A 20214-nucleotide genomic window follows, 5' to 3' on the forward strand; every position below is an offset into this window, starting at 1 on the left:
GCTCAGCTGCTGGTGCGGGCGCATCAGCGCCTGCGCCTTGCGGAAGGACGGCGACGGCACGCGCGGCGCCTCGTCGAAAGGTGAGCTGTACGAGGCTGTGAAGCGGTGGTGGTCGGTCCAGGCCCGCACTGCCGTAATGCAGTTGGAGAACGTACGGAACGTCGCCACCCGCGAGGACCCGAGCAGCACCTTGCGGTACGCGTCCTCCGTCCCCACCGGCGACCCCCACACCACGCACACCAGCTTGTCCGTCTGCTCCGCCGCGTCCACCAGGTCCTGCGCGAGCCGGTCGCTCATCGGCGGGAAGGGGCCCGTGATCGGACAGATCAGCACCCCCACCTCCGGGTCCGCCAGGATCGCGTCGATGATCTTGCGGCCGCGCCAGTCGCCCACCGGGTGGCCCCCGCAGTCGACAGGGTTGGCCACGTTCAGATACGGCGGTATCCACTCGTGCAGCTCCGCCTGCTTGGCCTCCGAGAGCACCGGCAGCTTCAGCCCCGCGCCCGACGCCAGGTCCGAGAAGTGCGCGCCCGTGCCACCCGAGATCGAGTAGACGACCACGCCCTCCGCCCCGCCCACCGGTTTGCGCGCCCGCGCCAACAGGGCGGAGGTGTCCTGGAGTTCGTCGAGTCCGTTCACCCGCACCACCCCGAACTGCCGCATCGCCGCGTCCACCACGTCGTCCGCGCCGGTCAGCTTCCCGGTGTGCGAGGCGGCCATCCGCGCGCCCGTCTCCGTACGGCCCACCTTGACCGCGACGACCGGCACCCCGGCGCGTGCCGCCCGGTCGGTGGCCAGGAGGAAGGAACGGCCGTCCTTCAGCCCCTCCACGTAACACGCGATCGCACCCACCTCGGGCTTCCCCGCGAAGTACGAGATGAAGTCCGATGTCTCCAGGTCGGCCTCGTTGCCGGTCGGCGCCCAGTGCGAGAGCCGTACCCCCAGCTCCTGCATCGCGAAGACGGGCCGTCCCTGGTGCCCGGACTGGGTGATCAGCGCGACGGCGGGTCCTTCCAGGTCGTCGCGGAAGCGCTCGAAGGCGTTCAGATTCGTGTTGGGTCCGAGCAGCCGGAGCCCCGACTCCTCCACGGCCTGCGCCAGCCGCACCTGCGCCGCCGCGCCCTCCTCGCCCGTCTCGGCGAAGCCGGAAGCGAAGGCGACCGCGAACTTCACTTTGGAGTCCGCGAGTTGCTCGATGACGGGCAGCGGATCGCCGACCAGCAGGACCGCGAGGTCCACCTGCTCGGGGAGGTCCGCCACGGACGGGACGCACGGCATCCCGAAGACCGTCTCGCGCGTCGGGTGTACGGGATGAAGCCGCGCGCCCACCCGCTCGGCCCAGGCCATCAGCTGCCGGGTGATACCCGTGTTCGGCCGCCCCTCGGCGTCCGAGGCGCCGACGACCGCGACCGACTCGGGCCGGAAGAACCGGTCGAGATCGGGGACGGCCGCATGGAGCGGGCGCCCGCTGACATCGACGTCGCCCTCCGCGGCCGCGATCCCATGGACTGCTATCGGGGGCTGCTCTCCGCAGGCCACCACGCGTGCGCGGAAGTCGGTGGTGAGGGTGCCGTGAGTCGATCCGAGCATCGTTGCCGCCCACTCCTGTGAGATGGCCGAAGTACCTGACGATAAGTCAGATTACTTAACTGACGGCCCGTCAGGAACAGTCGTGCAGGCAAAGGCTGGGGTCGGAGGCAGATAAACTTCCCCCGGCCCCACCACCTCTACCCGCCTCAGAGCGCCGCCAAGACCTCCCTGGCCACACGCTCACCGGACCGCACCGCGCCGTCCATGTAGCCGTTCCAGTACGTCGACGTCTCGGTCCCCGCCCAGTGGACAGCGCCGGTGGGCGTCCGCAGCGCGGCCCCGTACTGGGTCAGGAAGCCGGGCGGCCCGTACGCCACCGGGCCGCCGCGCGAGAAGCGCTCGTTGTCCCAGCGCTGGAGGACGAAGCCGGTGGGGGCGGCGGCCTTGGCGCCGAAGTACGCCACGTAGTCCTTGAGGACCGCCGCCTTCACCTCCGCCTCGCTCGCCCCGTCGAGCGCCCGCATCTCGTCGGACTCGATGAAGCCCATGAGCGCGCCGTACGAACCGTCCTGCGGCGAGTTGTCGAAGGTCGACCTGACGACACCGGCATCGCTCACGACCTGCCCGTTCAGACCGTCCGCCCGCCAGAACGGGGTGTCGTACACGGCGATCGCCTTCCCGATCGCCCCCATCGGCAGATGCTGCGCGAGCTGGTCGCGCAGGGCCGGCAGCAGCGGATCGAAGTCGATGCGGGCGGCGAGCGGCGGCGGCAGCGCGACGACGACCCGGCGCGCGGAGACGCTGATGCCGTCGGCGGTGACGGTCAGCCCGCCGCCGGATCCCGTGATGCGCCGCACGGGGGCGCCGAGCACGACCTTGTCGCCCAGCGAGGCCGCCAGCTTCAGCGGCACCTGCTGCGAACCGCCGACGAAGCGGTTGGCCTGCGCGCCGTCGGCCGTCTCCGTGAGCCGCTCGAAGGTGCCGGGCGTGGTCTCGTTCCCGGCGGCGGCTATGTAGAACAGCACGTACAGCAGGGAGAGTTCACGCGGTTCGGCGGAGAAAATGGACGTGCACGCGACGTCGAAGAGGAACTTCGCGGACGGAATGACCGCATTCGCCCGCAGCCAGCTCTCCAGGGTCTGCGCATCCCACTCGGCCGCCTTCGGGGCGGTCCACGGCGCGTTCACCGGAACTTTCTTCGCCATGTCGTCGAGCAGCGCCTGCACGGCGGCTGCGTTCGCGAGTCCCGCCAGATCGATGGGCGGCACGGATCCGAGCAGCCCGTCGGTCGCGTACGGCGTGCGCTTGCCGTCCTTGTAGAGGACGTTCTTGCCGGTGTTGTACGTGGGGAAGGTGGCGACCCCGAGCGAGTCGGCCAGCGCCTTGATCCGGTCCTGCGTGGGCCCGATGAACTCACCGCCGCCCTCGCTGTAACCCCCGTTCGGCAGGCGGAGGTTGACGACCCGCCCACCGACACGGTCCCGCGCCTCCAGGACCAGCACGGACTTCCCCCCGGCCGCGATGTCACGCGCCGCGGTGAGCCCGGCGAGTCCGCCGCCGACTACGGCGACGTCCACGGTCGCGGTGCGGTCGGCGGCCTGCGCGGGGGAGGCGCCGATGGCGGTGACGCCCGCTGCGGCGGTGGCTGCGGCCCCGCCGATCATCGCGCGCCGGGACAGGTTTCTTTCACGTGCCACGTGCATCCTCCGTTGAAGCAATGGATCAATGGATGGGGTGCGGGCCATGCGGGCCATGCGGGCAAACGATCTGTTCTGATCGCGGATTCTCGTACAACGGTCCGCTCCCGGTACAGAACTTCCGTTACTTGCCCGTAGGTTGGTCACACCCGGGCCGCCCGCGCCCGCCCCTCATCCATCGACTCCTGCCTCGTCCGGGGAGTCAGCCGCGCGAGGCGACCGCCTTCGCGATCTTCCGGGCGTCGATGCCCAGTTCGCGGAACATCCCGCTGATCGGGTTCGTGAATCCCGTGAAGTAGAGCCCCGGCGCATGCTTCGGCGTACGGCCGCCGTGGACCACCGGGCGCCCCCGTTCGTCCAGTACGTCCAGCTCCCCGACCAGGCCCTCCAGCGCGCGCCGGTAGCCGGTCGCCGCGATCACCGTCTCCGGGGAGATCCTGTCGCCGTCGGCCAGGACGACCTTGCCGTCCTCGAAGGAGTCCACCGCGGCCACGATCTCGACCCGGCCCGATGTGACCGCGTCGATCAGCCCGACGTCCTGCACCGGGATCGACCCCTGGCGCACCCGCGAGTAGAGGCCGGTGTCGGGGCGCGGCAGGCCGTGTTCCGACAGGTCGGGTACGGAGATACGGGCCATGGGGGCCGCCGCCCGGTCCACCAGGGCGGTCGGCAGCCGGCGTACGAGAATGCCCGTCGCCTGCGCCGGCCACCCGGCCGTGGACCTCCGCAGGATGTGCGGCGCCGTACGGACCGCGAGCCGCACGCGGGCCGCCCCGCCCTCCAGCAGGTCGACGGCGATCTCGGCGCCCGTGTTCCCGATGCCGACGACGAGGACGTCCTTGCCCGCGTACGGGGCCGGAGTGCGGTATTCGCCCGCGTGGATGAGGTCGCCGGTGTACGTGTCCAGGCCTGCCCAGTCCGGGATGCGCGGGGTGTGGTTGTAGCCGGTGGCGACGACCACGGCCTTGCCCGTGAGTTCGCGTCCCCCCGTGGCGTGCAGCAGCCAACTGCCGTCGTCCGCGAGGGAGATGCTGGTGACCTCGACCCCCGTGACGACTTCGATCTCATGGAACTCGGTGTACTTCTCCAGGTACCGCACCACGTTGTCGCGCGCCACCCAGCGCCCGAACGAGCGCGGCATCATCAGACCGGGCAGGGAGGAGAGCCGGCGCGTGGTGTGCAGGCGGAGCCGGTCGTAGTGCCGGCGCCAGGAGGCACCGACGTTCTCGGACTTCTCCAGTACGACGGCCCGCACGCCCCTCTCGCGCAGCGAGGCCGCCACGGCGAGGCCGCCGGGGCCCGCGCCGATGACGTACACGGGCCGGTCGTGGGTAGTGGTGGTGTCGCTCATGCATCGGAGAGTAATCGCCCGAATGCTTGATCGGTCTCGGTCAAGTGCAGAAGCAGTTGCGAATTGATCACGAGTGGCCGGAAATGCTCTGCCTCTTGCGCGGACCACCTCTGATCCGCTCAACTGACGTACCGTCAGATCGCAGGGAGAGGAAGCCCGGATGCACTCCATATGGCTCACCGGCGCCGAATGGCTCGCCGTCCTCAGAATCGGCCTGGGCCTGTGGTGGCTGGAGAGCTGGCGCCACAAGGACAAGAAGGGCTGGTTCGAGCGCGGTACGGGGATCGCCTGGGCCGCTGACGTGGCAGGCAAGCACAAGTGGCCGGCCGTGGGGAAGGGCTTCGAGAAGATCGTCGCGCCCCGCCCGCGTGCGATGGCGTACCTCGTCGTCTACGCCGAACTCGCCCTGGGCCTCGGCCTGGTCGTCGGATTCCTCACCCCGATCGCACTCATCGCCGGCCTCCTCCTGAACCTCCTCTACCTCGTCCTGATGATCCACGACTGGGCCGAGCAGGGGCAGAACGCGATGATGGCGCTGATCGCACTGGTCGCCTTCTTCGCGATGTCCTGGCAGGCCTGGTCCCTCGACCACGCGATAGGGCTCTTCCTGTGACCATTCCCGCGCCTGTTCCCGCGCCTGTTCCCGCGACCGTACGATTCGACCTCCCCGAAGCGGACGCCTTCACCGCGCCCTACTGGTCCGCGGCCCGCGAAGGCCACCTCCTGATCCGCCGCTGCGCCGACTGCGGCCGGGCGCACCACTACCCGCGCGAGTTCTGCCCGCACTGCTGGAGCGACCACGTGGAGTGGGAGCGGGCGACCGGCCGGGCCACGCTCTACACCTGGTCGACGGTGCACCGCAACGACCTCCCGCCGTTCGGTGAGCGCGTCCCGTACGTCGCCGCGGTCGTCGATCTGGCGGAGGGCCCGCGGATGATGACGGAGGTGGTGGGGGTCGCGGAGACGGACCTGCGAATCGGCATGGAACTGCAGGTCACCGCCCGTATCCAGGGCGAAATCGCGGTGCCGGTCTTCGGCCCCGCGTGTTGAAATACCCCCCATGACGACTGCGACGACTGAGATGAAGGGCCTCGGCCTGGAACTGCGCCCCTGGGCGCCCGAGGACGCCGCGACGCTCCTGCGCGGAGTGACCGACCCCGAGTTCATGCGCTGGAACACCCCGCTCATCCCGATCACCGACCTGGACGGGGCCCGTGAGTCGATCGCGGCGAGGGCGGCGGCCCGGGCGCGGGACGAGATGGCGCAGTTCGCGGTCTGGGAGGAGGGCGGCGGGGAGATCCTCGGCCATGTGGGCCTGCAGCTGATCTTCCGCGCGATGCGCCGCACCGCCATCGGCTACTGGACCCTCCCCGAGCACCGGGGCAAGGGCGTGGCGCCCAGGGCCCTGGAGCTCTGCACCCGCTGGGCCTTCGAGCAAGGAGGATTCCACCGGATCGAGCTGGGCCACGCGGTGGAGAACACCCCGTCCTGCCGGGTGGCTGTGCGCGCGGGGTACGCCGTCGAGGGCACGCTCAGGGGCGCGATGTTCGAGTCGGGCAAGAACGACGCCTTCCGCGACGAACATCTGCATGCGCGGCTGGCGTCGGATCCGTACCCGGAGATGTAGGGCGACGGCGGGTCCGTACGGTCAGGGCCAGAGCAGCTCGCGCGCCCAGCCATCGCCCTCCGCAGCACGCCGGTAGCGCAGCCGTACGTGCTGCCTGCGCGCGTCCCCCTGGAAGAACTCGACCTCCGTCGGCGCCAGTACGTACAGCGTCCATGTCGGCACCGGGGCGTCGGGCTCCGCCTGGGCCCGCTCCCAGGCTGCGGCGGACGTCTTGCGCAGTTCCTCCTGCGAGCCGAGCACCTCGCTCATCCGGCCCGTCATCGCCGCCGCCAGCGCGCCCGTCGAGCGGGCGTGCAGATCGGCCTGGCTCTCGGTGGAAGGGGCGACGGTCACCGGGCCCCGCACGCGGATCTGGCGGGCCTGCGCGGGCCAGTAGAAGCCGAGGGCCGCGTGTGGAAGGGCCGCGAGCTGCGCGCCCTTGCGGCTGGAGGAGTGCGACGCGAAGTGCCAGCCGCGCTCGTCGGCGTCGTGGAGGGTGACGGCTCGTACGTCCGGGAGCCCGTCCTCGCCAACCGTCGCGAGCGACACCACGTGCGGCTCGGTCTGGCCGGCTGCGACCGCCTCCGCGAACCAGTCGTGGAAGAGGGGGAGGGGTGCGGACGGCGCGGTGGCCGGGTCGAAGCGGGGCAGTTCCGGGAGGTCCCAGACGCGTTGGGTGTGCAGCAGTGCGGCGAAGTCCATGGGGTCGATTCTCACCCGAGGTCGTGACAGAGCTGCGCGATGACCACGGTGTGGAGCAGCGCCGGGTCCACGAACTCGCCCACGACCGGCGGATCGAGCCGCCAGTGGAGGGGGTACGTATTGCCGTCCGCCGCCGGGATCCCGATGTACTGATCGCGTACGGACGGCCCGAAGCAGGTCGCGCCCGGTGGCCAGTCGTGGCGGCTGCTCGTACCGGGCGGAATGAGGAAGTACGTCCACCGCCCGCCGGCCACCTCGCGGACGACGGGCCCCGGCCGCCCGTCGGTGAGCATGGCCAGATGGTGGAGGACGGCCTCGCCGCGTACGCCCCGTACCCGGATCGCGTCGAAGTGCACGCCGGTGAGCCGGAGTTGGTGGCCTGAGGCGGGGACCCAGTCGGGGATTTCTTTTCTCGTCATGGCTACGAGCTAAGTGGCGATTGCGTAGCGTTACCAGATGTACGCGGTGCACATCGGCGAGCTGTGGAGAGGCGGGCCCCTGTGACGGCCAACCAGACGAGTGAGACGAGCGCGGCCCAGCCGTCCCCGGCACGCATGCACGTGGGGGAACTGCTGCGGAACTTCCGGGCGCGGGCGGGGCTGACACGGCTGGAGGTGAGTGAGCGCCTGCTGGTGTCGGAGTCGACGGCGGGGGCGTACGAGCGCGGGGAGCGCATCCCGACCACCAGCTTCCTCAAGGACGCGGACATGCTGCTGGACGCGCGGGGGGCGCTGAAGTCGTGCATCCCGATGATGGAGGAGGAGAAGTATCCGCCGACGTTTGTGGGGTGGATGCGGCTGCAGAGGGAGGCTGCGAGCATCAGTGGGTACGAGAACATGCTGATCCCGGGGTTGTTGCAAACCCAGGAGTACATCCAGGAACTGTACGAAGTCCGCATCCCACAACTCCCCGATGTAGAGATCGAGAAGAACGTCGAGGCGCGCATCGAGCGGCAGACGGTGCTGGGCCGGGATCCGCTGCCGAACGTGGCATATGTGATCGAGGAGTCGGTCATTCAGCGGCCACTGGGAAGCAAGACGGTGCTGCGGAATCAGCTCCTGCACGTACTGGAGTGTGTGCAGACGATGCACAACCTGATGGTCCAGGTGATGCCGACGGAGAGGCTCGCGCACGCGGGGATGGACGGCCCGTTCCAGTTGGCCAGCACGCCGGACGGCCGTAATTGGGGGTACGCCGACCGTCCCGGCGGAGGTACGTTGATCTCCAAGCCGCAGCAGGTCAACCAACTCATCGACCGCTTCGGCATGTTGCGGGCACAGGCGCTCACGCCCTGGGAGTCCGCAGAACTGATCGAGAGGACGGCGGAGCGACTGTGAGCACCGAGAACCTGGCCTGGTTCAAGAGCAGCTACAGCAACAACGAGGGCGGCGAGTGCGTCGAAGTAGCCTACGCCTGGCGCAAGTCCAGCTACAGCAACAACGAGGGCGGCGCCTGCGTAGAGGTCGCCGCCCACCCCCAAGCCATCCACATCCGCGACTCCAAGATCCCCGACGGCCCCACCTTCACCGTCGCCCCGGCCGCCTGGTCCGCGTTCGTGACGCTAGCCGAGGCGGCCGGGTGACGGCTCAGGGCTGAGTCAGGCAGAGATCCGCCAGGATTCGATGGTCCGGGCGACATCTCGCAGCCCGATCTCCTGCGCACGGACCTGCCCGGTGAGGGCGTGGACATCCGCAGGTTTGACGGCGAGGGGCCGCTCGGAACTGATCATGTACATCTCTGCGCAGGACCACCCGATGACCATGTTGAAGTCGGAGAAGGGGCGCAGGAGCAGCGCAGTGTGCAGGAAAGTCGCTGCGCGTACGGATGGCTCCTCGTAGTACAGGACGCCGTTCTCGCGCTCGAACATGTGCCGGTCGGCCATGTACCCAAGGGCGCCCCAGTCGTCGATGGGGACATTGAGTGGTGCGACGCTGGCCTGGACGTGGAGCACCCAGCCGACGTCGACGCGGATGATCGGGCTCAACGCTGCCCCTCTGGGAATCTGGCCATGGCATCGGTCAGCATCCGGCGGGCGATGGCGGCTGCGCCTTCGACGAATGCCAGCCGGTCGGCCTCGTCCACGAGCACGTCATGGGCGTGGGCCCGCATCGACTTGTTCGCAGACGCGGCCCTGGCCTTGATGCGATCGAGCTCTTCGACGGTGAATTCGATGTTGATTGCTGGCATACCAGCAACGGTACCGCGACTGGTACCACTACTGGTAGGGGTTGCCTTCGCCCCCTCTGCCCCGGCCTCCGCATTGCGGCGGCGCTTGAGTTTGTTCCGCGTTATGGCGTTCATCCGACCCTTCCGGTCTCGTAATCCTGATGGCGTAACGAGAGGGCCGGTGGACGGGTGTGCCCGGAGGCAGCGCAGGGCCTCCACAGTCAGGATTTGTGGAGGTCTCCCGGTAGCTCCACCTGCACCGTGAGCCCGCCGCCCGGGTTCGACCGTGCGGTGACCGTGCCGTGGTGGGCCGTGGCGATCGAGCGGACGATCGCCAGGCCGAGGCCGTGGCCCGAGCGGTCGCTGGCGATGCGGGGGCGGGACCGGTAGAAGGGTTCGAAGAGGCGGTCCACCTCTGCCGCTTCGAGGTGCGGGCCGGTGTTTTCCACCTCCACTACCACCCCCTTCTCCCGGTAGACGGTCAGGTGGACGCGGCCCGCTTCGGCGACATTGTGGGTGAGGGCGTTGTCGAGGAGATTGGCGACCAACTGCCTTAGCAGCGTGGCATTTCCGGTGACTTCGCAGTCGAGTTCCGTATCCACGTCGATACGGATGCCGCGCTCGGCCGCCTGCGTGGTGCGTTCGGCGGCGGCCAGTTCCGCGAGTTCGGCGAGGTCCACCGGCGTCGAGTCGAGGGGGACATGGTCCGCACCCGCCAGATCGAGCAGGGCCTGCACGACGCTGATGTTGCGCTCGTTGGTCTCGCGCAGCATCGGGGCGATCTCGGCGAACTCCTCGCCTGTGGGATCGTCGGCCGCGACCTGGAGCAGAGCCCGGGTGGTGGCCAGCGGGGTGAGCAGTTCGTGCGAGGCGTTGGCGGCGAACCGCTGGTGCGCGGCGAAGGACTCCTCCAGGCGGGCCAGCATCGTGTCGATGGTGTCGGCCAGCTGTTTGAGCTCGTCCTCGGGGCCCTGGGCGCCGATGCGTTCCGTCAGGTTGCCGTCGGCCGCCTTCACCGCGGCCTCGCTGATGCTGTGCAGGGGTGCGAGCAGGCGTCTGGAGAGGAGCCAGCCGGCGCCGAGGCCGACCGTCATCACCAGGAGCACCCCGCCGATGGACACCAGCAGGACCGTGTTCCAGACGTCCTCCTTGCTGGAGATGCCGCCGACCGGGGTCGCGGCCTTGACGCCCGGCAACAGCGTCGGGCCGGGGCCGGCTGTGGGGGGCGGCGTGGTGGCCGCAGTTGTCGGGGCCGGAACCGTCGGGGCCGGGGACGCGGGCTGGTAGGAGCCGTCGGGGACGACCACGGTGTCACTGAAGTCGTACGTCGGCAGGAAGCGCATCCCGACGTAGATGATCGTCACCATCAGCGCGCCGCACACCCCGAGGGCGGCTCCGAACCCGAGGAAGAGCCGGCTGTGGATGCTCAGCGTCCGCTGCCGCGTCACTCGGACCCCAGGTAGTAGCCCGCGCTGATGGCGGTGTGGACCAGCTGGGGTTCGCCGAGCTTCTTGCGCAGGGTGTGCACGACGAGGCGTACCGCGTTGGTGAGGGGATCGGCATGCGCGTCCCAGGCCTTGTCCAGGAGGTATTCGGCGCTGAGCACCCCGCCGTCGGCGCGCATCAGGAGTTCCAGTACGGCGAGTTCCTTGGGGGTGAGTCGGACCTCGGCGCCCGCCCGGGTGACCCGGCGGCGGTGGGTGTCGAAGGTGACGTCGTCGAAGGTGAGGACCGGGGAGTGGGCCATGGGGCTGCGGCGGTACAGCGCCCGCAGCCGGGCGACCAGTTCGGGGAAGTCGAACGGTTTGGGCAGGTAGTCGTCGGCGCCCAGGCCCAGCCCTTCGACCTTGTCGCCGAGTCGTCCTGCGGCGGTCAGCATGAGGATGCGGCAGCCGAGATCCATGGCGACGATCCGGCGGCACACCTCGTCGCCGTGCACACCGGGCAGATCGCGGTCGAGGATCACCGCGTCGTAGTCGTAGACGGTCACCCGCTCAAGGGCCGTCGCCCCGTCGTGCACCACGTCGGCCGCGATGGCCTCCCGGCGCAGTCCGATCTGCAGGACCCGCGCCATGTACGGCTCGTCCTCGACCACCAGCACACGCACGCGCGCCAGCCTTCCTTTGTATTTCATTAATTCACCGGGGTATTCCCGGTACGGCTCCGCCCCTCTCGGGCGCCTTCCGACTCCGTCTTATCAAACGCCGTCTTTGAACCGTGTATGAGAAGCCCGCTGCGGCCGCCGTTCGCAAATATCTCTCAAACGCCCGCCTTCCTACGGTGATGAACATGAATTTGTTCAAGCGAGCCTGGTGGCGGCTACGAGGCCATCTCGGCAAAACGGTAATGCTGGTCGGCCTGTTCTTCGTCATCTGCACCCTGGTCCTGTCCGGGTTCCTGATCCAGTCGGCCGCCGCGCGGGCGGCGGACTCGGCCAAGAACAGCGTGGGCGTCGTGGCCACGATGCAGCTGGACCTGAACGCCCTGATCAACGCGGGGAAGATGGACAAGCCGAAGGGGCAGCAGGGCGGCATGATCGGCGCGGAAGGCGATCTGCACCGCAGCCTGGTGGACAAGATCTGCAAGTCGTCGGTCGTGGCGCAGTGCAACTACACGAAGGACGGGGTCGCGGCCCCCACGGACCAGGTCAAGCTCCACCAGCCGGTGCCCGCGCCGGCCGGCCAGGACTCCGGCGGCGTGGACTTCTTCAAGGCGGACGGCATCCGCGACCTGAACTCGGTCAAGGACTTCCGTAACGGCGACTCGAAGCTCGTCTCCGGCTCCGGGATCAAACCGGATAGCGCCAGCGACATGGTCGTCATCGAGGAGCGGGTGGCCAGGGACAACCACCTCAAGGTCGGCGACAAGATCAAGCTCAATGCCAACATCCAGAATCCCGACGGACGGCTGAGCACCAAGGAAACGGACTTCACCGTCGGCGGCATCTACAAGAGCGGCACCGCGGACCCCGGCTCGTACATTCCGCCGATGTCGGCGCCCTCGAACCAGATCTACGTCACCCCGGACGGCGCGACCCGCCTGGACGGAAAGAAAGTGGGCGCCGACGGCGGGGTCCTCAAGGAGGCCACCTTCACCCTGCGCAATCCGAACGACCTGGACCGGCTGAAGAAGGACGCGAAGGCGGCCGGTGCCGACCTCAAGATCTTCCCGCTGAGCGTCAACGACAAGCAGTACAAGACGCTGGTCGGCCCGATCAACAAGACGGCCGACTTCGCCTCCCTCACGGTCTGGCTGGTCGCGGTCGCGGGCACCGTCATCCTCGCCCTGGTCATCGCCTCCAACATGCGCGAACGCCGCAAGGAGCTCGGCATCCTGCTCTCCCTCGGCGAGAAGAAGCCCAAGCTGCTCGGCCAGCACCTGGTGGAGGTGGTCGTCTGCGCGGTCCTGGCGATCGGATTCGCCGCCGCGGGAAGCCAGTTCCTGTCCCAGGCCATCGGCGACCAGCTGCTTTCCGGGCAGGTCTCCTCCGCCAACGACGCGGCGGCGGACGAGGGCAACAAGCCCGACCCCTCCGACCCCACCGGCGGTGCCAACAAGCAGGACGCCCCGGACGTCGAGCCCATCGACTCGATGGACGTACGGCTCGGCGCGGGCGATATCGCCAAGGTCGGCGCCACAGGACTCGGCATCGCCGCCCTGGCCACGATCGTCCCTGGCATACGCATCCTCCGCCTCAATCCGCGCGACATCCTCACGAAGGGCGAGTGACGTGACCAGCCCCAGTTCCAGCCCCAGTTCCACCCCCATTCTCGAACTCGCCGACCTGAGCCGCGTCTACCAGTCCGGCAGCAGCCGCCGCACGGTGCTCAAGGACGTCAACTACTCCTTCGAAGGGGGCAGGATGTACTCCGTCATCGGCCCCTCGGGCAGCGGCAAGACCACCCTCCTCTCGCTCGCCAGCGGTCTGGACTCGCCCACCAGGGGCAGTGTCCGCTTCCGGAGCGAGGACGTGGCGGAGATGGGCCTCGGCCGGTACCGCAACCGTCATGTGGCCACGGTCTTCCAGTCGTTGAACCTGCTCACGTATATGACGGCCGTCCAGAACATCACCTCCGCGATGGAGATCACCGGGGTGAAGGGCGTCCACAAGAAGCAGCGCGCCGTGGAACTCCTGGGCCTGCTCGGTGTGGACGAGGCCGATCAGCACCGCAAGACGCTGGAGCTCTCCGGCGGTCAGCAGCAGCGGGTCGCCATCGCCCGCGCCCTGGCCTGCGAGGTGGACATCCTCTTCGCCGACGAACCCACCGGCAGCCTCGACCAGGACACCGCGGACGGGATCATCGAGGTGTTCCGCAAGCTGGCGCACGACGACGGCAAGTGCGTGATCCTGGTGACCCACTCGCGGGAGGTCGCGGACGCCTCGGACGAAGTCGTACGCCTCAAGCGGGGCAAGCTCATGACGATCTAGGACCGCCAGAGCTGCTGGGACCGCCAGAGCCGCCGGAGCCGCTGGGACCCCGGCACGACCGTGCCCGAGGAGCCCGCGTCCGTCCCGCGCGGACTCAGGGACGGGCGCCCGGCTTGTCGACGACTCCCCAGGCGTTGCGAACGGAAGTCATCGTGAGGCTGTCCTGATCGACATTTTTCATGAGCTTTCCGTCCTTGTCCCTGGGCGGTGCCGCGTGACTGGTCTCGCCGAGATACGTGAACGTCTCCGGGTCGAAGAACAACTCCTGCTTGCCCAGGCAACCCGAGGCGCTCGGCTTGGTGTAGTTCACTGCCACCCCGATGGCCGGGCGGCCCAGCGGGTCCTTGACGCCCTTCTCCACCCGGGCGCCGGAGACCTTGGCGAGTGCGCGGAACAGGCCTGCCTGGACGTTGGGCGGGATCAGGACCGACCGGTAGAGGACGTCGATCTCACGCCAGTCGCGCTCCGCCGTGGTCTCGCCCTTGATGTCACCGATGGCGTGCTTCTTCCGGATGCTCTGCATCATCCGGTCGGGGTCGCTCGGCAGCGGTGCGAGGAAGCGGTAGAACTGTCGCTGGGAGCGGTCGTCGTACCCCTCCTTCTTCCACTTCTTCTCCTGGTTGGGGAAGTATTCGATCTGGAGTTTGTCGGGGTCGAAGTCCGGGTTGTAGCCGGCCGTGGGCATGCCGGGGAGGTGGGCTGCGCCGGTGCCGTCCCAGCGCGTCCACTCCTCGGAGCTCTGGGGCTTGCCCTGTACGAAGCCCGTGCTCTTCACGTAGACCCACTGCTTCGGTCCGGGCTCCGTCGTGCGGGTCTTCTCCACGGTCGCCGCCGCGAGTTCGAGGGTGTCGGCCGATGCCTGGGCGGACAGGAGTTGAGGTCCGGAGACGTGCTGTACGCCGTGTGCGGCGGAGCTGTTGTCGTCGTCGGGGAGGGTCACGACGATCGCACCGGCCACGGCAAAGGCCGCGACCGCTGCGGCAGACATCAGGACCGCCCTGCGCCGGAAGGGTGCCGTACGCACTGCGGTTCGTCGCCGCAACTCCTCGGTGAGCCGGTCCCGTTGCGGCGCGAGCCACGCACTGTCGGGCAGCGGAACGTCGGAGCGCATGGCGCGTGTCTCGTCCAGCTCGTTCATACGAGGTCACCCTCCGGTGCGTGCGGTTCAAACGATTCTGTGAAGTGCGGCTGCGGGCCCGCCGCGGCGCGCAGCTTCTTGCGGGCGCGGTTGAGGCGGGACCGTACGGTGCCCACGGGGATGTCCAGTGCGGCGGCGATCTCCTGGTAGGTGAGGTCGGCCCAGGCCAGGAGCAGGAGTGTGTGCCGGTCGTCCTCCGACAGCTTGGCCAGCGCTCCGGCCAGGGGGCGGACGGCGGCCTGCGCGGCGACACGGTCGTCGGCGGAGTCGGTCCAGCTCTCGGCCACCGGGTCGCGGCCCGTGCGGGCGAGGATCTTCAGCGCCTTGACCTCCTCGCGGCGGTGCCGGCCGATGAGTTTGGCCGTGATGCCGAACAGCCACGGGCGTACGCCGGCCCGCTCGCTGTCGTACCTGGCCCGTATCCGGAAGGCGGTCAGAAAGGTCTCGGCAGTGACGTCGTCGGCCGCGTCCCTGCCAAGACGCCGGGCTACGTACTGGTGGATGGCGGGCGCATGCCGGTCGAAGAGCGCCGCGAAGCGCTCCGGTTCGTGGAGCGACGCCGCGAGCAGGGCGGCGTCCTCGGCGAGCGGTTCAGTCATGGACGGTCCGTGGGGTCGGAGGGAAGGGAGAGCAAACGCGTTCACCCTCTACTTGCCGACCGGGCGGGAAAGGGTTCACGGCCCGAGCCGCTGGACGGCGGCGGGCGCGGAACCCGGCCCGCTCACTCCCGCCCCAGCACCACCGTTCCGGAGGAGCAGAACCATCCTCCCGTACCGGAAGCGACCGCGAGCTGCGGGAGGCGTCCGTCGGCTTTGCGGACCTGGCCGTCGCCCGCCTCGCCGCGCAGCTGCCGTACCGCCTCGACCATCAGGAACAGGCCGCGCATGCCCGGGTGTTGGGCCGAAAGTCCGCCGCCGTCGGTGTTCGTCGGGAGGCCGCCGTCCCGCAGCAGGCGGCCCTTCTCGACGAAGGCGCCGCCCTCGCCCTTCGCGCAGAAGCCCAGGTCCTCAAGCGTCACCAGCGTCATGTACGTGAAGGCGTCGTAGATCTCCGCCACGTCGATCTCGTCCGGGCGCACGCCCGCCCGCTCGAAGGCCAGCTTCCCGCTCACCGCCGCCGGGGAGACCGTGAAGTCGTCCCATTCCGACATCGTGGTGTGCGAGACGTGCTCGCCCGCACCCAGCACCCAGACCGGCGCCTTCGCACAGTCCTGTACGTACTCCTCCGCCACCAGCAGCACCGCGCAGCCCCCGTCGCTGCGGATGCAGCAGTGCAGCTTGGTGAAGGGGTCCGCGATCATCGGGCCCGACAGGACCTCATCCACCGTGATGGGGGTGCGGTACATCGCGTCCGGGTTGGTCGCCGCGTTCGTACGGGCCTGGACCGCGACCTCCGCCAGCTGCTCCAGCGTCGTGCCGTACTCGTGCATATGGCGGCGGGCCGCCATCGCGTACTTGGCGATGAGGGAGTGGCCGTAAGGGACCTCGAACTGCAGTGGGCCCCGCGCGCCGAAGGAGAGGTTCGATGTACGGCGGCGTGCCTTGATGTCGGCCCGCGCGGTCGACCCGTACACGAGCAGCACCGCGTTCGCGTGGCCCGCGGCTATCGCGTCCGCCGCGTGGGCCGCCATCACTTCCCAGGTGGAGCCGCCGACTGCCGTGGAATCGACCCACGTCGGCTTCAGGCCGAGGTACTCGGCCACCTCGACCGGGGCCAGTGTCCCCAGGCCCGCCGAGGCGAAGCCGTCGATGACCGAGCGGTCGAGGCCGGAGTCGGCGAGCGCGCGGCGCGCGGCCTGGGCGTGCAGGGCGTAAGGGGTGGCGTCGTCGACCTTGCCGCAGTCCGAGAGGGCGGCACCGACGATGGCGACCTTGCGCCTGGCTGTGGCACTGGCGGGGGCAGAGGGCATGAATCTGACGGTACATCAGATGTGGACTCCCCGGACAGGAGGTGTCCGCGCCCTGTGCATCTCGCCCCGGCCGTCCTAATATGACGCGCCGTCAGATCAGGAGAGGGGCCCGTCGATGGATGCCACCTTCACCGCGGAGCAAGAAGAGATCCGCCGCACCGTACGCGAGTTGCTGGCCAAACGCTGCGGACCGGACGAGGTCAAGACCGCGGTACGCACGGACGCCGGGTACGACACCGACCTGTGGCACACCCTCACCCAGCAGCTCGGACTGCCGGGGCTCGCTCTGCCCGCGGAGTACGGAGGCGTGGGCTGCGGTCCCGCCGAACTCGCCCTGGCCTGCGAGGAGACCGGGCGCACACTGCTCCCGTCCCCGCTGCTCGCGACGGCCGTGCTCGCGGCCCCGCTCATTGCGTCCCTGGGCTCGCAGAGCCAGTGCGCCGGCCTGCTTCCCCAGGTTGCCTCGGGCGCGCTGACCGCCACGCTCGCCGCCCCGCTCGGCCCCGCCCTCGGCCTGACCGGGCCGAACGAGGGCGACTGGGCGGGCGGCGGGCGTGCGGGCGGCGTACAGGCGCGGCTCATCGAGGGGGAGTGGCGGCTGTACGGGCAGGTCGAACAGGTCCTGGACGGGCACAGCGCCGGGCTGCTCCTGGTGGCCGCCCATGCGGGGGGCTTCGCCCGGAGCAGGACGCTGCTCTTTCTCGTACGGGACGACGCTCCGGGGCTTGTCCGCACCCGGCAGACCGCCCTGGACGAGACCCGGCCGCAGGCCCGTATCGAACTCCGGGATGCCGGGGCCGAGTTGCTGGGGGCAAGTGATGACGCGGACGTTCCTGCCGCGCTGTCCGCGGTGGGCGCCACCGCGGCCGCCGTGCTCGCCGCCGAGGCGGTCGGGGCCGCCGACCGGGCTCTTGCCCGTACCGTCGAATACGTCAAGGAGCGCGAGCAGTTCGGCCGCGCGATCGGCTCCTTCCAGGCCGTGAAGCACCGGCTCGCCGACCTGTATGTGAGCGTGCAGGCCGCCAGGTCGGCCGCCTACTTCGCCGCCTGGGACCCGGCCGCCGGCGGCCTCGCCCTTGCCCAGGCGCTGGAGGCGCTGCGGGTGACCGCGTCCGAGGCGATCCAGTTGCACGGCGGGATCGGCTTCACCTGGGAGCACGAGGCGCATCTGTACTTCAAGCGCGCGGCCGGGGACGATCTCCTCTTCGGGCCCGTGCACCGGCTGCGCGCCCATGCCGCCGACCGGGCCGGGCTGTTCGGGAGTGGCGAGAGGGAGGCAGCGGTCTGATGCCGACACCCAGGAACAAGCCAGGGGTCAAGCTCATGCAGAAGATGTCGTCGACGCGGGCCTTCGCGAAGTACGCGCCGTATTTCATCCCCGCGATGGACCGGACGGTGCACAGGCTGACGCGCGGAAAGGTGATGCTGAGCGCTCAGATGCTGCCCGGCCTGATCCTGACCGTGAAGGGCGCCAAGTCGGGGCTGCCGCGCACCACTCCGCTGGCCTGTATGCCGCAGGAGGAGGGGGCCTGGGTGCTGATCGGGTCCAACTTCGGCCGTCCGGGGCATCCCGCCTGGACGGGGAACCTGATGGCCCATCCGGAGGCCGAGGTGAGCTGGAAGGGGAAGGACGTCCCGGTCCGTGCCCGGCTCCTTGAAGGGGAGGAGCGTGCGGGGACGTGGGAGGCGGCGCTGACGTTCTGGCCGCCGTATGCGACGTACCAGGCGAGGATCGACCGGGAGATCCGGCTGTTCCGGGTCGAGCGGCGCTAGACGCGGCTGCTGAGGCTGCTGAGGCGGCTGCGGTTGTGGCTGCGGAGACGACGACGGCGGATCACCCTGATGTGATCCGCCGTCGGCGCGACAGGACGAAGCGAGGCGTTCGCTCGCTTACTACTTGACCGGCTTCTTGCCCGTGATGCCCAAGTGCACCAACAGGGCCAGATTCGGCTTCAGTTCGGCCTGCTTGACGCCCCAGGTCTGGAAGCCCTTCTGGTGCGAGGCCACTGCGGCGAGCATCGCGACCAGGGATCCCGCCATCGCTGCCGGGCTGACGTCGGCGTCGACCTTGCCCTTGGACTGGAGGTCCTTGACGGCGTCCGTAAGGGAATTGGTCACGGAGTTCAGAATCTTCATACGGATCTTGTAGAACCGCTTGTCGCCCTCCGCCGCGCCGAGGTCGACGACCCGGAGGATGGCGTCATTGCGGCGCCAGAAGTCGAGGAATCCCTCGACCAGTTCCTCCGCGGCCTGCCAGCCGGCCTTGCCGACCCAGGAACGGCCCGAGACGAGCGCGGTCAACCCCGCACCCTCCTTGGCCATTTCTTCGGCGACTTCGAGGACGGCGCCCTCGACGTCCGGGAAGTACTGGTAGAAGGTCGCGGGTGAAGTCCCCGCCTTCCGGGCCACGTCGATGACCTTGACGTCCCGGTACGGCGAGGAGCTGAGCATCTCGCTGAGGCAGTCGAGCAGCTTCTGCCGCGTCGCCTGACCGCGTCGACCGGCCACGCGGCCGTCGACGGTACGTACTTGTCCTGTCATGCCGTCAGCTTACCGAGGGGTGATCGGAGCGCTATTCGGCCGACTGCAAATGGGGCTCGGCCGAATCCTGACGGGGTCGCGCCCCGAATAGTCTTATCAACAGCCTGTGGATTGTTTCTGTGGACAACTCTTCGAGGGCGGGGCGCGCCGGGGGGATAATGGCCCATATGTTCGATTTGCTTGGCTGCGGGAACGCCGGGACACCGCTAGCTTGGGGATGAACAGCGTGACGGGCGTCACAGTCAAGCAGTGAAGTGCAGAGAAGCAGCAGAGAAGCGCAGTGCAAAGTGTGGAGAAAGGACGGCCCCCATGGCCGCATTCGCAGACGGCCTGCCCTGCTGGGCGGACGCGCAGCTCGACGATCTGGCGGCGGGCAAGCGCTTCTACGGCGAGCTGTTCGGCTGGACCTTCGACGACAACGCGGACGAGCGGTACGGCTTCTATACGAACGCCTTCAGCGACGGCAAGCGGGTCGCCGCACTGGCGCCCAAGCAGGACGGCCGGATGCCGACGGTGTGGACCGTGTACTTCGCCACGGCGGACGCGGCGGCCACCGCCGAGACCATCAAGGGGGAGGGCGGGCAGCTGGTGCTCGACCCCATGGAGGTCAGTCCGTACGGCACGATGGCGGTCGCGATGGACCCCGGCGGCGCGGTCTTCGGGCTCTGGCAGGCGGCGCAGCACGAGGGCTTCGAGAAGCAGCGCGAGCCGGGCTCCTTCTGCTGGGTCGAGGTCTACACCCGGCTCCCGCAGGTCGTCGACCCGTTCTACGACACGGTCTTCGGCTACGAGAGCCTCGACCTCGGCGAGGACATGGGCGGCTTCCGCATCTGGTCCCCCGCGGGCGCCGAGCCGAGCCCTGAGACGGCCGTCGGCGGACGCAGCGTGATCGGCCCCGAGCTCCCCGACGAGCTGCCCTCGTACTTCCTCCTCTACTTCCAGGTAGCCGACTGCGACGCGACCGTCGCCACCGCCACCAGGCTCGGCGGGCGGGTCCGGCAGCCTCCCTTCGACATGCCGTACGGACGCATGGCGATCCTCAGCGACGACCAGGGAGCGACCTTCGCCGTCCTCCAGGGCTGAGGCCGGTCCTGAGGCGTCGTGCCCCGATTTGCAGCGGGACACCCCGATCCGCACCCGGGTTC

At 69.3% G+C, this 20214-nt stretch carries 23 protein-coding genes; 10 read left to right on the plus strand and 13 right to left on the minus strand.

Going from position 1 to position 20214, the window contains the following annotated elements; genetic code table 11:
* The 3 genes from J0695_RS06985 to J0695_RS06995 form a co-directional block, all read right to left on the minus strand.
* On the minus strand, positions 1-1590 hold a 1590-nt coding region (locus J0695_RS06985; RefSeq protein ID WP_206960970.1), incomplete at its 3' end, for a CoA-binding protein.
* Positions 1591-1736: 146 nt separating this feature from the next.
* A complete protein-coding gene (locus tag J0695_RS06990; RefSeq protein ID WP_372445714.1) occupies positions 1737-3227 on the minus strand; it encodes a flavin monoamine oxidase family protein in 1491 nt (496 codons plus the stop codon).
* Positions 3228-3429: 202 nt separating this feature from the next.
* The gene (locus J0695_RS06995; protein ID WP_206960972.1) at positions 3430-4578 is read right to left on the minus strand and encodes a flavin-containing monooxygenase; all 1149 of its coding nucleotides are present in this window, start codon (positions 4576-4578) and stop codon (positions 3430-3432) included.
* Between the two features lie 160 nt (positions 4579-4738).
* On the opposite strand from J0695_RS06995, the gene J0695_RS07000 reads away from it, so the two are divergent.
* Genes J0695_RS07000 through J0695_RS07010 form a run of 3 tightly spaced genes read left to right on the plus strand, consistent with a single transcriptional unit; the run spans position 4739 to position 6205 of the window.
* On the plus strand, positions 4739-5191 hold the full coding sequence (locus tag J0695_RS07000) for a DoxX family membrane protein (RefSeq protein ID WP_206960973.1): 453 nt from the start codon (positions 4739-4741) through the stop codon (positions 5189-5191).
* The gene (locus J0695_RS07005; protein ID WP_307798468.1) at positions 5188-5628 is read left to right on the plus strand and encodes a Zn-ribbon domain-containing OB-fold protein; all 441 of its coding nucleotides are present in this window, start codon (positions 5188-5190) and stop codon (positions 5626-5628) included. The genes J0695_RS07000 and J0695_RS07005 overlap by 4 nt, the downstream gene beginning before the upstream one ends.
* 10 nt (positions 5629-5638) lie before the next feature.
* On the plus strand, positions 5639-6205 hold the full coding sequence (locus J0695_RS07010) for a GNAT family N-acetyltransferase (protein ID WP_206960974.1): 567 nt from the start codon (positions 5639-5641) through the stop codon (positions 6203-6205).
* A 21-nt stretch (positions 6206-6226) separates the two neighbouring features.
* On the opposite strand, the gene J0695_RS07015 is transcribed toward J0695_RS07010, so the two are convergent.
* The gene (locus tag J0695_RS07015) at positions 6227-6886 is read right to left on the minus strand and encodes a pyridoxine/pyridoxamine 5'-phosphate oxidase (RefSeq protein WP_206960975.1); all 660 of its coding nucleotides are present in this window, start codon (positions 6884-6886) and stop codon (positions 6227-6229) included.
* An 11-nt stretch (positions 6887-6897) separates the two neighbouring features.
* Complete coding sequence (locus tag J0695_RS07020; RefSeq protein ID WP_206960976.1) at positions 6898-7305, minus strand: hypothetical protein; 408 nt, start codon at positions 7303-7305, stop codon at positions 6898-6900.
* A gap of 81 nt (positions 7306-7386) precedes the next feature.
* On the opposite strand from J0695_RS07020, the gene J0695_RS07025 reads away from it, so the two are divergent.
* Both J0695_RS07025 and J0695_RS07030 read left to right on the plus strand, forming a co-directional pair.
* Positions 7387-8223 carry a helix-turn-helix domain-containing protein gene (locus tag J0695_RS07025; protein ID WP_307798469.1) on the plus strand — a complete coding sequence of 279 codons (837 nt, stop codon included), beginning with the start codon at positions 7387-7389 and terminating at the stop codon, positions 8221-8223.
* On the plus strand, positions 8220-8468 hold the full coding sequence (locus J0695_RS07030) for a DUF397 domain-containing protein (RefSeq protein ID WP_206960977.1): 249 nt from the start codon (positions 8220-8222) through the stop codon (positions 8466-8468). The genes J0695_RS07025 and J0695_RS07030 overlap by 4 nt, the downstream gene beginning before the upstream one ends.
* Before the next feature lie 15 nt (positions 8469-8483).
* Here the strand turns inward: J0695_RS07030 and J0695_RS07035 are convergent, their stop codons facing one another.
* The 4 genes from J0695_RS07035 to J0695_RS07050 all read right to left on the minus strand — a co-directional run bounded on the left by J0695_RS07035 (position 8484) and on the right by J0695_RS07050 (position 11159).
* Positions 8484-8870 (minus strand): hypothetical protein, encoded by a 387-nt coding sequence (locus J0695_RS07035; RefSeq protein WP_206960978.1) that lies wholly within the window; start codon positions 8868-8870, stop codon positions 8484-8486.
* Positions 8867-9073 carry a hypothetical protein gene (locus J0695_RS07040; protein WP_206960979.1) on the minus strand — a complete coding sequence of 69 codons (207 nt, stop codon included), beginning with the start codon at positions 9071-9073 and terminating at the stop codon, positions 8867-8869. The genes J0695_RS07035 and J0695_RS07040 overlap by 4 nt, the downstream gene beginning before the upstream one ends.
* Before the next feature lie 200 nt (positions 9074-9273).
* Positions 9274-10500 (minus strand): sensor histidine kinase, encoded by a 1227-nt coding sequence (locus J0695_RS07045; protein WP_307798471.1) that lies wholly within the window; start codon positions 10498-10500, stop codon positions 9274-9276.
* A complete protein-coding gene (locus tag J0695_RS07050; protein ID WP_206960980.1) occupies positions 10497-11159 on the minus strand; it encodes a response regulator transcription factor in 663 nt (220 codons plus the stop codon). Before J0695_RS07050 ends, J0695_RS07045 begins: the two co-directional genes overlap by 4 nt.
* A 182-nt stretch (positions 11160-11341) precedes the next feature.
* Here J0695_RS07050 and J0695_RS07055 point away from each other — a divergent pair, with 182 nt between their 5' ends.
* Both J0695_RS07055 and J0695_RS07060 read left to right on the plus strand, forming a co-directional pair.
* Complete coding sequence (locus J0695_RS07055) at positions 11342-12781, plus strand: ABC transporter permease (protein ID WP_206960981.1); 1440 nt, start codon at positions 11342-11344, stop codon at positions 12779-12781.
* A 1-nt stretch (position 12782) separates the two neighbouring features.
* A complete protein-coding gene (locus tag J0695_RS07060) occupies positions 12783-13481 on the plus strand; it encodes an ABC transporter ATP-binding protein (protein WP_307798472.1) in 699 nt (232 codons plus the stop codon).
* A 94-nt stretch (positions 13482-13575) separates the two neighbouring features.
* On the opposite strand, the gene J0695_RS07065 is transcribed toward J0695_RS07060, so the two are convergent.
* The 3 genes from J0695_RS07065 to J0695_RS07075 form a co-directional block, all read right to left on the minus strand.
* Positions 13576-14619 carry a CU044_5270 family protein gene (locus J0695_RS07065; RefSeq protein ID WP_206960982.1) on the minus strand — a complete coding sequence of 348 codons (1044 nt, stop codon included), beginning with the start codon at positions 14617-14619 and terminating at the stop codon, positions 13576-13578.
* On the minus strand, positions 14616-15218 hold the full coding sequence (locus tag J0695_RS07070) for an RNA polymerase sigma factor (RefSeq protein ID WP_206960983.1): 603 nt from the start codon (positions 15216-15218) through the stop codon (positions 14616-14618). The genes J0695_RS07065 and J0695_RS07070 overlap by 4 nt, the downstream gene beginning before the upstream one ends.
* A 122-nt stretch (positions 15219-15340) precedes the next feature.
* The gene (locus J0695_RS07075) at positions 15341-16528 is read right to left on the minus strand and encodes a thiolase C-terminal domain-containing protein (RefSeq protein WP_206960984.1); all 1188 of its coding nucleotides are present in this window, start codon (positions 16526-16528) and stop codon (positions 15341-15343) included.
* Between the two features lie 115 nt (positions 16529-16643).
* On the opposite strand from J0695_RS07075, the gene J0695_RS07080 reads away from it, so the two are divergent.
* Positions 16644-17816, plus strand: coding sequence for an acyl-CoA dehydrogenase family protein (locus J0695_RS07080; RefSeq protein WP_206960985.1), 1173 nt, complete (start codon positions 16644-16646; stop codon positions 17814-17816).
* Positions 17816-18301, plus strand: a complete 486-nt coding sequence (locus tag J0695_RS07085) for a nitroreductase family deazaflavin-dependent oxidoreductase (RefSeq protein ID WP_206960986.1) — start codon at positions 17816-17818, stop codon at positions 18299-18301. The genes J0695_RS07080 and J0695_RS07085 overlap by 1 nt, the downstream gene beginning before the upstream one ends.
* Before the next feature lie 120 nt (positions 18302-18421).
* On the opposite strand, the gene J0695_RS07090 is transcribed toward J0695_RS07085, so the two are convergent.
* Positions 18422-19069 carry a TetR family transcriptional regulator gene (locus J0695_RS07090; RefSeq protein ID WP_206960987.1) on the minus strand — a complete coding sequence of 216 codons (648 nt, stop codon included), beginning with the start codon at positions 19067-19069 and terminating at the stop codon, positions 18422-18424.
* Between the two features lie 309 nt (positions 19070-19378).
* Here J0695_RS07090 and kbpA point away from each other — a divergent pair, with 309 nt between their 5' ends.
* On the plus strand, positions 19379-20152 hold the full coding sequence (kbpA, locus tag J0695_RS07095; RefSeq protein WP_206960988.1) for an AfsK-binding protein KbpA: 774 nt from the start codon (positions 19379-19381) through the stop codon (positions 20150-20152).
* The last annotated feature ends 62 nt before the right edge of the window (positions 20153-20214 follow it).

Source organism: Streptomyces beijiangensis, from assembly GCF_017315755.1.
Lineage (GTDB): Bacteria > Actinomycetota > Actinomycetes > Streptomycetales > Streptomycetaceae > Streptomyces > Streptomyces beijiangensis.